The 13,016-nt window shown below is 46.8% G+C and carries 7 protein-coding genes and 1 pseudogene; 5 read left to right on the top strand and 3 right to left on the bottom strand.

The window, feature by feature from the left end; all coding sequences use genetic code 11:
- Positions 1–3,151 (bottom strand): annotated as a pseudogene (locus tag QZW82_RS10450) (hypothetical protein); the annotation flags it as partial.
- Between the two features lie 183 nt (positions 3,152–3,334).
- Between QZW82_RS10450 and QZW82_RS10445 the strand changes: the two are divergent.
- The 4 genes from QZW82_RS10445 (at position 3,335) to QZW82_RS10430 (ending at position 10,661) form a co-directional block, all read left to right on the top strand.
- Positions 3,335–5,317, top strand: a complete 1,983-nt coding sequence (locus QZW82_RS10445; protein WP_293147715.1) for a hypothetical protein — start codon at positions 3,335–3,337, stop codon at positions 5,315–5,317.
- Between the two features lie 465 nt (positions 5,318–5,782).
- Positions 5,783–5,899, top strand: coding sequence for a photosystem II reaction center protein I (locus QZW82_RS10440; protein ID WP_039887172.1), 117 nt, complete (start codon positions 5,783–5,785; stop codon positions 5,897–5,899).
- A gap of 527 nt (positions 5,900–6,426) precedes the next feature.
- On the top strand, positions 6,427–7,725 hold the full coding sequence (locus QZW82_RS10435) for a transposase (RefSeq protein WP_366664999.1): 1,299 nt from the start codon (positions 6,427–6,429) through the stop codon (positions 7,723–7,725).
- Between the two features lie 398 nt (positions 7,726–8,123).
- Complete coding sequence (locus QZW82_RS10430; protein WP_293147713.1) at positions 8,124–10,661, top strand: DUF3769 domain-containing protein; 2,538 nt, start codon at positions 8,124–8,126, stop codon at positions 10,659–10,661.
- Here QZW82_RS10430 and QZW82_RS10425 read toward each other — a convergent pair.
- On the bottom strand, positions 10,650–10,889 hold the full coding sequence (locus QZW82_RS10425; RefSeq protein ID WP_293147712.1) for a hypothetical protein: 240 nt from the start codon (positions 10,887–10,889) through the stop codon (positions 10,650–10,652). The genes QZW82_RS10430 and QZW82_RS10425 overlap by 12 nt on opposite strands.
- A gap of 236 nt (positions 10,890–11,125) precedes the next feature.
- Here QZW82_RS10425 and QZW82_RS10420 point away from each other — a divergent pair, with 236 nt between their 5' ends.
- Positions 11,126–11,797 carry a hypothetical protein gene (locus QZW82_RS10420; protein WP_293147710.1) on the top strand — a complete coding sequence of 224 codons (672 nt, stop codon included), beginning with the start codon at positions 11,126–11,128 and terminating at the stop codon, positions 11,795–11,797.
- 416 nt (positions 11,798–12,213) lie between these two features.
- Here the strand turns inward: QZW82_RS10420 and QZW82_RS10415 are convergent, their stop codons facing one another.
- Entirely contained in the window at positions 12,214–12,729 is a 516-nt protein-coding gene (locus QZW82_RS10415; protein WP_293147708.1) for a phycobiliprotein lyase, read from the bottom strand.
- Positions 12,730–13,016 lie beyond the last annotated feature (287 nt).

Raw genomic sequence — 13,016 nt, 5'->3', positions numbered from 1 at the left:
CGGGTAAAGTTGCGGAATTTTCGACTAATTTTGGAGGTGCGACATCCGACAAAGTTTCGACGACTTCAGAAATTGGCAAACTTGCGGGAGTTTTGAGATTGGAGTTAAGGCTGTCGGGTAAAGTTGCGGAATTTTCTAGTAATTGTCCCGATGCGACACCTGATAAAGTTTCGACAACTTCAGAAATTGGCAAACTTGCGGGATTTTTGAGATTGGAGTTGAGGCTTTCGGATGAACTTGTCGAATTTTCCGCTGCGACATCCGATAAAGTTTCTACAACTTCAGAAATTGGCAAACTTGCGGGATTTTTGAGATTGGAGTTAAGGCTGTCGGGTAAAGTTGCGGAATTTTCGACTAATTTTGGATGTGCGACATCCGACAAAGTTTCTACAACTTCAGGAATTGGCAAACTTGCGGGATTTTTGAGATTGAAGTTGAGGCTTTCGGGTAAAGTTGCGGAATTTTCGACTAATTTTGGAGGTGCGACATCCGACAAAGTTTCGACAACTTCAGGAATTGGCAAACTTGCGGGAGTTTTGAGATTGGAGTTGAGGCTTTCGGATGAACTTGTCGAATTTTCCGCTGCGACATCCGATAAAGTTTCTACAACTTCAGCAATTGGCAAACTTGCGGGATTTTTGAGATTGGAGTTAAGGCTGTCGGGTAAAGTTGCGGAATTTTCTAGTAAATTTGGATGTGCGACATCCGATAAAGTTTCGACAACTTCAGAAATTGGCAAACTTGCGGGATTTTTGAGATTGGAGTTAAGGCTGTCGGGTAAAGTTGCGGAATTTTCCGCTGCGACATCCGATAAAGTTTCTACAACTTCAGAAATTGGCAAACTTGCGGGAGTTTCTTGAGTTGAAGTTGTACTTTCGGGTAAAGTTGTCGAATTTTCGAGTAAGTTTGGAGATATGATATCCGCCAAAGTTTCGATGACTTCAGCAATTGGTAAACTTGCGGGATTTTTGAGATTGGAAGTTCGGCTTTCGGATAAAGTTGTCGAATTTTCGAGTAATTTTGGAGATATGACATCCGACAAAGTTTCAACGACTTCAGCAATTGGTAAATTTTCCCGACTTGGCGACTGCGAAACATCAGGTAGAGAATCAACCTCGGCAACTTCCGGCAAAAACTGACTCTCAATCAAAGACAAATAATCAACAGCCTTGGCAAACTCCAACCTTGGGAAAAAAGGCGACAATTTCCAGCGTTTCGCCACTTCTAGCATATCGCGAGTCGGGCCGCCGCCGTGGTCGCCAACTCCCGGCAACCAAAGAGCATCTGGCAAACCAGTCTTAACTTGCCAATCAAAAGCATGACTTGCCATTTTAACCGATTCTATACTTTCGCCGATCGCACCAGACATCATGCTAAATATTTTAGTACCATCCAACCCTTCCCACCAAAACGCACCGTGGGGAAATTGCGTCGAATCATTCCAGCGCAACTTCTGCGTCACAAAATAGTCAACTCCACCTTGCCGCAAAATCTGAGGTAATTGCCACCCAAAACCAAAAGTATCCGGTAGCCAAGCCACCCGCATCAACTCCCCAAACTTTTCTTTCGCATAACGCTGTCCGTAAAAAACTTGCCGCACCATTGACTCAGCCGAAATCAAGTTTAAATCCGGTTCAACCCACATCCCACCAACAACTTCCCAACAACCAGCCGCCACCTGTTTTTGAATTGCTGCAAATAAGTCCGGGCGGTGCTCTTCCATCCAAGCATAAAGCGCTGGAGTTGAATGACAGAAAATCAAATCGGGAAACTCAGATTGCAATTTCAATACCGACTCAAAAGTTCGTTCCGCCGCTTCCCAAGTTTCCGGGACAGGCCACAGCCAAGCTAAGTCTAAATGAGCGTGACCAACCAAATAGATTTTACCATATATAGATGTATGGCAAGTTTCAAGTGAGTCAGGTCTAAATTGGGAATTTGTAATTGGGAATTGGTGATTTACTGGTGAGTGGATGACTTGATTGAGAAAAGCTATATCGGCAGTTTCATTTATATATATAGATGTAGAGTTCTGATTTTCTGAAACCTGAGAAAGTATCTGCCTACATCCTCCCTCTGCGCCCTCTGCGCCCTCTGCGGTTAAATCATCTAACTCTCCAGAAAAAGAAGGAATATCGGCAGTTTCACCTATATATATAGATGTAGAGTTCTGATTTTCTGAAACCTGAGAAAGTATCTGCCTACATCCTCCCTCTGCGCCCTCTGCGCCCTCTGCGGTTAAATCATCTAACTCTCCAGAAAAAGAAGGAATATCGGCAGTTTCACCTATATATATAGATGTAGAGTTCTGATTTTCTGAAACCTGAGAAAGTATCTGCCTACATCCTCCCTCTGCGCCCTCTGCGCCCTCTGCGGTTAAATCATCTAACTCTCCAGAAAAAGCCCGCAGATATCCCAGTAAATTGTGTCGCAATACAGATAAAGATCGATCGAACTTGGCGCGATTCGGCAAAGCAGACCAATCAATCAAACCAACCGCCAAATCAATCCCAGATTGCAGCCTTTCTCCCTTGACGTACATTGGGCGACTTGCTAAAATTTCAATGGATAAATTTTGGGAATGTTTGTTTCCTAAATTTCGAGCGATCGCACTTTGCAAAATCTCTAATTCGTCCGCCACAAAACCCGGATCGAAACAAGTAGAGTCCGCAGCTTCATACAAACAAATCGATCGCACTAAAGCACCGTTATCGTGTCCAGGACTTACCAACCGCAAAATAACTAAAAATTCATCTCCCGGATTCACCGACGCACTCAACAAAACTCGATCGGCACAATCGAATAAATCACCTTGTCCAACTAACTCACCGTTGACAAAAATAGTCGCATCTTCCGCCCACCAAGTCAAACTCAACAGCAAACGCAAACCTGCTAGAGGATAGCCGTGCAAATTGTCAGGAATGACAAATTTCTGTCCTAAATAAACAACTTGCTTCCCAGAGGGCCAAGCAATATGTCCTTTTTCGTTAAGTTCGACAACCTGCTTGTTAGAAATACCTACCGAACCGACAGCAGCCGAGTCAGCATCGCAGTACCTCCAACCAGACTGAACCTCCACTTGACTGAGGCGGCGCAACTTCTCTACAACTTCAGAAATATTATTGCTAGCAGGTGGCACAGCGACGCTCATATTTAGCTAAAATAGGACTTGCGTAGGAATCTGGGCTCAGTATCGAACCGCGAAGACGCAAAGGACGCGAAGAAATAAAGGTTTCAGAGGGTTTGAAACTGCGATTAATATCCAGTTTTGATTTTACTGCAAAATTCAGACATTCCGGCGCTAATCTAAAACCTGAATTCAATAATTAAACTTATGTCCGACGGTTACTACGGCCCATACCAAAGCCGACTATTAAATTTTATATCCAAACAGTCCCGCCAAGTTGCCGATAATTGCGATCGCACTTGGCGACAAATTCAAGCAGCAACTCTCACCGCTACCCAAATTCTACTTTATCCAGCTTACCTGCTCGTCCAAAGTTCCCGAATGTTGAGCCGACAGTTGCGGGAATCCAGCCAAAAAGTAGATTTACCCGAACTTCAAGAATATGACGGCGATGAAAATCCAGATTTTTCGGGAAATTGGTATCCAGGAGAAGTTTCTGATGAAAGTTCGATCGACCAAATCTTAAACCTGGCTGCAAATTTGCTAAACTCGTCCCAAACCGCTACAACTTTAGCCAGTTTTGGGCTGTTAATCCAGACAAACCCAGCAACTGAGAAAGCCGATCGCGATTTGCATCCAGCCATCAACTTTATCAAACAAGCTGCCAAGCATCAAACAACTTCCGTCTTAGAACCTCCCCAGGCCAAAACTCAATTAGACAGCCAATCCCAAAAAGTTCAGGGAATCGCGACTTTCATCCCAGCCCGCACTTTAGTCTTAGTCGGAGATGGCAATCGCATATTAGATATTTTGACACCCGAACAGCAAGAACTTCTGGAAAGTCGCATAACTTGGGAAGTCGCCAACGACGGGCCGGAACGGCGAGAAATTGCTCAAAAAGAATTAAAATTTAATCTCGGTTTAGAGTCTGCTGCGAAAAAATCTCGGTTGGCGCCGGTGCGTCGTTTTTGGGAATTGATGGCCTGGCTCCAGTCGAGTCCGGTTGCTGTGAAAAGAAATCAGTTTGGAGAATCAATCCTCGCAGTCAAAGGCGCGATCGACCGCAATGCGATCTTAGTTCAAAGAGCCACCGCATCGATCGCTCCGGCCAACACCGCAGGGCCGGCGATTGCTCCATCAAATTCGATCGACCGCAATACCCCAAAATTAGAACCTAATTTTAACAGCAAGTTCGATCGCACCGACAATCCGATCTCCTTTGTCACATTACTCGATCGCGCTGCCGTCAACCTCGAAGAATTTACCCTCCCCCCAACAGCCAAAACCACCGCTGACAATCTAGAGGTAAAAATTAATACTTCCGCCCCAGAAACAAATTTAGGTTTGTCAGCCCGCGAAATCCTCGAAAAATACGCGAAAAACATCGAAAAAATGATTTGGTCGTCCGTAGACCAACTGCTGGGCAAAGAAACGGCAGCTAGTGATAATACCGAAAAAGCTGTCGCAATTCAGTATTATTTAAAACAACGTCACCAACAAGATCGAACGGAAAACAGCCAAAAGGTCGATCGACCTTGGTTGAATTGGCAAGACTTATTCGGAGAACCAGCACCGCAGCACTTAATCGCAGGAAGTGCCGAACCCGAGGCAAATGTTAAAAACCTCATATCAGAAAACAGCCCAGAAGTCAAGCATGAAATTGCAGAAACAGTAGAATTGTCAGAAAGTCGATCGACCGCAGTCTCAATATCGCCTTACCCCGAAGCAATTCACAGGATGCTCGCCCAGCTAAAACAGAGCTTGCTTACAAAAGTCCCACAAAGTCAATCCCAAACAGGCTCAAACTTAGCCGTCACTCCAGAAAATAAATCTGGACTCGCAGCAGAATCAACCCCAGAGCGCGCGCCGGAGACCCAAGTGCCAAAAAACACCAACCCGAACACCGCACAAACCAGCAAATCCCCAGCAGCAATCGCCCCCACCACCAGCAGATACACCCCCGCCACCAGCGTCACAGCACCCAAAAATCAGAGCGCAGGTCTCCCGCCCGCAGACGAATACTTAGAAACCAAAGCAGAAGCGATGGGTTACATTAAACACCCACTAGAACAAGTGCTCGAATGGCTCGATTTAGTCATGGTGCGCGTCGAAAAAATCATCGAGCAAATCTGGAATTGGGCAAAAACCAACTTGCCAACCATCCTCAAAAGCAAAAATAAAATTGACTAATCTTTAGTTAAGCTGTTGTGCATTTAAATTGTATATTTCAAATCCCGATCGAACAATCCTCGAACCCTCTCCCTCTCCAACACCACAGGCAATCTAGATCCAACACAGCTTATCAGAACGTCAAATTGAAAACCCCGTCCTTGATGAGGATGGCTTTTTGCCATTGTTAAGTAAAAAACAAATCCATCTTCACAAATCAATATGGTAGAATCAGCACATCAGACAAGATGTAAAAACCTACCCCTGGACTGGGGGAAAGTCTACGCCCAAAACATTTTTGAGGAGATATGACGGGAGCACGCTTCGTGCAAACCCAGTCAGCCTGGGAACCCTAGCAATAGGGATATTTTGACAGAAATGTCTTAAGAATCCCCGTGCCTGTATGTCGGGGACTGTCAAGATAAAAATGTTGCCGCAACAGCAGCAAATCAGCCCGCTATTATGCCATCTTTGGAGACTCCCACAGTGCTAACCCTCAAAATCGTAGTTAATGTAGTTGTTCTATTCTTTGTTTCCCTGTTCATATTTGGGTTTTTGTCCAATGACCCAGCCCGGAACCCCAACCGCAGAGACATGGAATAAACCAGCTATCTCCGTCGCTGACTCGGGGGCACGTCACCGCAGCCCCCGCGAGTCAGCCAGCAAATCCCCAAAAATTAGTCCAACAAAACTTGACCTCGCACCACTAGCGAGGTTGACGTACAGTAAAGTATTTGCTTACATTTGTTAATTTATGCTCATATTTGCTGTATGCCATACGTTCCGCTCAGAAAAGCAGTCGAATTTCTGGGCTTGCATCCACACACAGACAAGAAAATATGCAGGCGAAGGGAAGATCAAAAGCATCAAAAACGAAGCAGGGCAACGACTCTATGATGTCGAGTCCGAAGAGCGCGGTGCAACTAGAACTACCGTTGTTTGCTACTGTCGCGTCAGTTCGCCCAAATAGCGAGACGACCTCGCTAGACAAGTTGACTTTATGCAACAGTAATACCCCAACGCCGAAATCATCCAAGATATCGGGTCAGGACTCAACTTCAAAAGGAAGGGACTGCAAGCCCTACTGGTCAGACTTATGCGCGGCGAACAGCTCACGATTGTTGTTGCCTGTGGCGACATCTAAAGCAGATTCGGATTTGAATTATTCGAGTTCATGGTTCAACAAAACGGTGGACAAATCGTGGTTCTTGACGGAACTGTTCACGCGAGCGAAAGCGAACTCACAAGCTATCTTCTCGCCATCCTTCACGACGACCGTTGCAGAATGCAGGGACTCAGAAGTTACAGCAAGAAGATCAAAGAAGATCCGGCTATTCCTAAATCCTGAACAAAAAGCTTTAATCAAGCAGTGGTTTGGAGTGAGTCGTTTTGTCTACAACGCGACTATCAAATATCTCCAAGAACCAGGCACAAAAGCTAACTGGATGACAATCAAAACTGGAATACTCAACAGTTTGCCAGAATGGGCAAAACCTGTACCTTTCCAAATTAAATCGATTGCCATCAAAGATGCCTGTTTAGCAGTCAAAGCAGCTAAACAGGGTTTTAAAAAAGATGGTCTACTCCGCCAATGCAAGTTTCGGAGTAGAAAAGACACCAAGCAATCTATTTATGTGCCGAAGTCGGCTGTAAAAGACTGCGGTGTCTACCATTCCATTCTGGGTAAGTGTCAATTAACAGAATCTTTGCCTGAAAAGTTCAGTGATGGGAGGTTGACTCTCGCCTACGGAGAATACTATTTAGTTGTTTCTGAAGAAGTGCAACAAACCAAGACCGATAAACAAGGTCGCGTCGTTGCCTTAGACCCCGGTGTCCGTACCTTCATGACGTTTTTCTCTGAAGATTCCTATGGCTGGCTTGGAAATGATTCTAATTTGTACATCCAGAAACTGTGTTTTCGGTTGGACAAATTGGTATCGAAAATCTCTAAAGCCCCCAGTCGGCAGAAAAGAAGATTCAAGAAATCAGCCAGCAGGCTTCGTTGTAAAATCAAGAACTTAGTCAGAGAGTTACATCACAAAGTAGCTAAGTTTTTAGTTGATAACTTTGATGTAATCTTACTGCCTACGTTTGAGACTTCTCAAATGATGTCGAAGTCACGCCGTAAGTTGAGAAACAAAACGGTGCGACAAATGTTGACTCTAAGCCATTACGAATTTAAGAATTTCCTTAAGTGGAAAGCTTGGGAAAATTCCAAACTCGTGATTGACTGCAACGAAGCTTATACCTCAAAAACGGTGTCATGGACGGGCGAAATTGTCAAAAATCTAGGTGGTGCTAGAACTATTAAGTCCGCAGCCACCGGATTGAAGATGGATCGGGATCTAAATGGTGCTCGCGGGATTTTCCTACGGGCATTGGTTGACACGCCTTTGTTGAGAGACTCTCTTAACTTATACGTTTGTTAGCATTTGTTAGCAAAAAAGTGTCGGTTATCTTATGGCGAAAGAAACCCAGTTGACAGTTGACAGTTGACAGTTGACAGTTGACAGCAAACAGGCTGACAGTTGACAGTTGACAGGCTCTTCTGATTTTGAAACGAAGAGGATTAGAGCAACGAATAGTCAGATTTTAATTTCTCCCTACAAGGGTGGAGGCTTTAAACCAATTGTTTCTGGCAATCAACTCAGTTTCTGAGGATCAGTCGGTTAGCTGCGAGGCACACCAGAAGATTTCCGGTTAACCTTGAAACGCTGCCTGTTAAATGCAAAAATTTGGACGATCGATTTTCCGCTATAAAATAATCCTCTAAAATTTAAAAGCTAAAATCTAAAATCTAAAATCGGATGATTCACCTGTTGTAACTATGCCCTATCCGGTACCGCCGCCCGAACCCTCTGCCATCATCTACATCGCGAAGCCCAAAAAAGTCGCCCTCACTGTGGCAGTAAATGATGGAGACACCCGCAGCAACTCCGCAGAAATACCGGAACCCAGCCCAGAAATCGTTCAGCCCGAACCAGAACCCTCAGCAGCACTCCTCGGCACCACCCCAGCCATCAGTGGGGCGCCAGAAATTGCTGACCCCGCAACCTCTGTGGAAAGTAACGGCGCAGCAGCGGAATTTCAGCCTCCGACTGCTGTAGGACAACCTGAAACTGTGACAGCCCAGAAAGATACCTCGTTTACTGCTTACCAATTGGGTTCAGTAGAAAATGCCATTGCCGCTCGGAATCGTCAACGAACAGCAAGGGATCAGAGCAAAAAGGACAATAATGCTGTCCGACAGCCAGACGACGGGTATCAGGCTAAAGGCGAGGAGTTAAAAAATAACTCCCCCGAACCTGCGGAGATTCCTGTTCCCGAAGCGCCAGAACCGCCTGCTACAAAGCAGCAAGAATTGGAGATTCCAACGACACCAACGACGCCAACGACACCCAAACCAGCCACTCCCGCAGCACCGAAACCGCAGCCCAAACCGGCCGCGCCCGGAGTCCGCACCGCGCCTTCTCAGCGGACGGTGCCATTTCCGGTAAGTCCGGCCGACACTATCGAAATTAAGGCCGACAGCCAAGAATTTGACGACAAACAGCAAATTGTCACGGCGGTTGGTAGGGTTGTGGTGCGGTTCCGACAAACTGTGATTGATGCCGATCGCGCGATCGTCAACCTAGTCACCCGCCAAGTGATAGCATCCGGTAATGTCGCCTATACCCGCGGTCAACAAGTAGTCCGCGGCAGGCAGATGGAATTCAATCTCGGACTCAACTCCGGCGCAGTCGAACAAGCCAGCGGCGAAATATTCCTCCCCGCAGCAGGTAGCGAGTTAACCCCCACACTACCCACAGATATTAGTGCTGGAACCATTCTAGAACAGCCGCTGAGCGATCGGCTCACCAGCCAACAGCCCCTACGCGGAGTCAAATCCCCCGGCGCTGCTACTATTACCATCGGTGGTGGCGGCAGCAGCGGCGGTGGCGGACAGTTAGCAGCCCCCCAAATTGTCGGCGCCGTCAACCGCGTCCGCTTTGAAGCAGACCGCCTCGAATTACTGCCAAATGGCGTCAGAGTAGCAACCAACATTCGGATTACTAATGACCCGTTTTCCCCGCCGGAACTCGAATACAGGGCTCGGAGGGCAACGATTACCAGGATTTCGCCCACGGCTGAGGAATTAGTCACAAATTCGCCCCGCTTGGTGTTCGACAACCGCATCAAAATACCCGTGTATCCCCGCAGGCAAGTTTTTGACAGCCAACAGAAAAACGGCCCCTGTTTGACTTTCGGCTACGACGGGGGCGACAGGGGCGGTTTGTTTGCCGAGTGCGGTTATGAAGTGTTCCAGGATGGGCCCGTGCGCCTGACTCTAACACCCCAAATTTACCTCCAGCGAATCGTGGAAAAGAACGGCGGCAATCCGTTTTCCCCCGACAGCTACGGGCTGAAAGCCAAGTTGAACGCGACTTTGGGCCCTCGCACCAGCCTGGAAGGATCCGCGTTATTTCTGAATTTTGATAATTTCCCGGATTTAGCTGAAAATGCTTTTCGGGGCAATTTGCGGCTGCGACAGTCGATCGGCAATCACAATCTAGCCGCAGAATATAGTTATCGCGATCGACTGTTTAACGGTTCTCTAGGCTTTCAAACCGTCAACAGCAGTCTCGGGGCCGTCCTCACTTCCCCACAGATGCAAATCGGCAACACAGGCATCAATTTCAGCTACCAAGCCGGGTATCAATTTATCAATGCTGACACCGATCGAGCAGATTTGCTCGATCCCGTGCGCGAAAACAACCGCATCGATTTGGGCCGCGCCCAAGTCAGCGTCGCCCTCAGCCGCGGCTTCAACCTGTGGCAAGGTCAACCGCTGCCCCGCACTCCCACCCAGGGTTTGAAGTACACCAGGACGCCGGTGGTTCCCTTCTTGCAACTGGCTTTGGGAGTCCGAGGAGTTGGCTCTTATTATAGTAGTGGCGATCGACAAAATTCGATCGCCAGCAGCATCGGCATTCAAGGGCAGTTCGGCCATTTCTCCCGCCCTTTCCTCGACTACACTGGATTTAACGTGACTTACACTCAGGTAGCGCGGGACGGGGTATCGCCTTATTTGTTCGATCGGCTAGTAGATTTGAAAGTCCTGTCTTTTGGACTTGTGCAGCAAGTTTACGGAGGGTTTCGAGTCGGGTTTCAAAGTGCTATTAATTTAGATAGCAGGGAAACAATCAGTACGAACTACACTTTAGAATACAGCCGTCGCAGCTACGCAATTATTTTGCGTTTTAATCCTGAGCGTCAAGTCGGCAGCCTGACATTTAGAATTAGCGACTTCAACTGGAACGGCACACCCCAACCATTTTCCGGGGACGTGCGAACAGTAGAAGGAGGTGTGCGTTTATCCGATTAATTGAATTGGGTAATGGTTCAACAGTTGACAGTTGACAGTTTGTAGGGGCGGTGCCCCCGTGCCCGCCCTCTTAACAGTTTGAGAGCTACCTCTACCCTTAAGGAAGAGGATTGGAGTAATGAATAGTCCGATCGTAATTTCTACGTCAAAGGGTTCCGGCTTTCTACCAATTCTTTCCGGTAATTGGTAATTGGTAATAACGAAGCAAAAACAATCACCAATTTCCAATTTTTCAATTTCCAAGGACTAAGGACTAAGGACTAATGATAAAGTTTGCTCTTCGGGGACAGACAACTGACAACGAAGAGGGCGGGCACGGGGGCACCGCCCCTACTAACTGACAACGAAGAGGGCGGGCACGGGGGCACCGCCCCTACTAACTGACAACGAAGAGGGCGGGCACGGGGGCACCGCCCCTACTAACTGACAACTAACAACTGACAACTGACTAATTACCAATTCCCATGACAGAAGTGACGGCAATATCTGCACAAGCAGCGGCTCTGCTGGTTCACTACGGTTTTGACCTAGGTGGCAAAAAAGCAGAGAAATTGGCTGGTGAATGGTTGACCAAGTATCCCGGCTATTGGTTGCGTTTAGCAGTGGTTGAAGCGCTTTATCAAGGGCGCTACAAAGCTGTTTCTGTCGGACAGCTATTGAGTATGTGGCACCGGATAGGTCAGCCACTCTATCATTTTAATCGCGAGTTTGAACGCTTAGTTTGCAACAATTTTCCTCAAGATTTAACCTTTGAAAGTTATGCTCAACCGTCGCAGGAAGAGATACTTTTATCCCACCCAGAATCCGAATTCGGTGTCGCCGAAATAGATACGAGCAAGCAGTCAGAAGCAGAAATCGATCGCGCGTCAGATGCAGAAGTCCCCAATACAGAGGCCCTGGAAACAGAAAAAGTCGCCACTGCCGGCGATCGCACTCAAGAAAATACAGAAGTTGTAGTATATGAAGATGTGGATGTTACCGCCCTGGCCGATGGAGCCGAACCCGATCGCAAATTAACAGACAAACCTGTCAAAAAATCATTTCCTGTTGCCAAACACACTGATTTTCACGCCAAGTTAAAAGCCGTTGCCCGGGAAGGCCGCAGAAAGAAAGGAGAAAGCATCAAAAATAAATAAGCTGTCAGTCAATTTTCCATTTTTCAATTTACTTCACAGATTCATCTGGGAGCTTGAAAAGGAGTCTAAATTTTGGGGAGAATTACTCAGAATAGTTGGGGCTTGTATTCATTTTTGGAAATTAGATATAGAGGTTCTCCCTGCAAGTCAGGTACTCACCAATTACCAGAAAGAATTGGTTGAAAGCCGGAACCCTTGTCTGGAGAAATAAAAATCAGACTATTCATTAGACTTCTTGCAAAAGTCGGGAATAGGGAACAGGGAACGGGGAACAGTCAACAAGAATTAATGCAAACAACACCGCAAAAATATTTTGGCAATTCAAGTCTATTACTCCAATCCTCTTTCTTTCTTTCTTTTTTTCTTTCTTTCTTTCTTCCTTCCTTGGTCAACTGTCAACTGTCAACTGTCAACTGTCAACTGTTTTTCGGACTTCCACCCATCCGAATTTCCGAACAAAAAGATGCTTGTTCCGTACCGTCTGCTTGCTTGACAACGCTAGTCCGCAAGCGCAGATTGGGGATGAGATACCACAGCCTTTCTTCAGCATGGACGGTATCTGATTCTGTAATCAATGTCAGCACATCGTCGCCGCCCATCACGTAACGGGTGTTTCCCTTGGCTTGCAACACTTTGCCTTCGCTAGGATTGTCGGGATTCGGGACGATCGCTAATATTGTAGAACCAACTTGTTTAGCTTGGTTGCGATCGGGAACACCGTCCCAAGAAATCCGAACGCCCCTGAGTCCAGTTGAGTCCGGGTTAGTCGAGTGCTGTTGGCAAAGTTTGACGACTGCTGCATCGTTAGCTGTCAGCATTTCTATTTTGAGGTCAGATTTACCTGCTTGCAATTCCCCAGAATTGAGATTGTGTACGGTGCGCTGGGAAAACCATTTGCCTGCACTTAACTCGAAAAACTCGATAACATCCATGAAATTTGTCTCTAAACTTAAATAGTTCTTGATTTGCGATCGCGACTTGCGCGCTATGGAGTCAGAAAACCGGTTTCTTTTTGAGTAACTAGCCGCCAAACCAATGATTTTAGCGAGAAACCCGGTTTAAGAGTGCAAGTCCTGTTTTCTATTTTAAAGGAACGGGGCGCACCTGCAAAGCTTTTCGGGAGGTTTGAGCCAAGCAGGTGCGGTTGAGGTACAAAACCCAAGCAGGCGGACATCTGTCGGGCCGATGCAGCCCGATCGACCTAAAATTAGAGCATTCG

The organism is Microcoleus sp. bin48.metabat.b7b8b9.023 (assembly GCF_013299185.1).
Lineage (GTDB): Bacteria > Cyanobacteriota > Cyanobacteriia > Cyanobacteriales > Microcoleaceae > Microcoleus.
The sequence above is the reverse complement of the archived record's forward strand: the minus strand, read 5'-3'. Positions and strand labels throughout refer to the sequence as shown.

What these genes read in the sequence shown, in the direction of transcription:
- QZW82_RS10445 (WP_293147715.1), top strand. Translation starts at nt 3,335, where the DNA reads ATGTCCGACGGTTACTACGGCCCATACCAAAGCCGACTATTAAATTTT.
- QZW82_RS10430 (WP_293147713.1), top strand. Translation starts at nt 8,124, where the DNA reads ATGCCCTATCCGGTACCGCCGCCCGAACCCTCTGCCATCATCTACATC.
- QZW82_RS10420 (WP_293147710.1), top strand. Translation starts at nt 11,126, where the DNA reads ATGACAGAAGTGACGGCAATATCTGCACAAGCAGCGGCTCTGCTGGTT.
- QZW82_RS10415 (WP_293147708.1), bottom strand. Translation starts at nt 12,729, where the DNA reads ATGGATGTTATCGAGTTTTTCGAGTTAAGTGCAGGCAAATGGTTTTCC.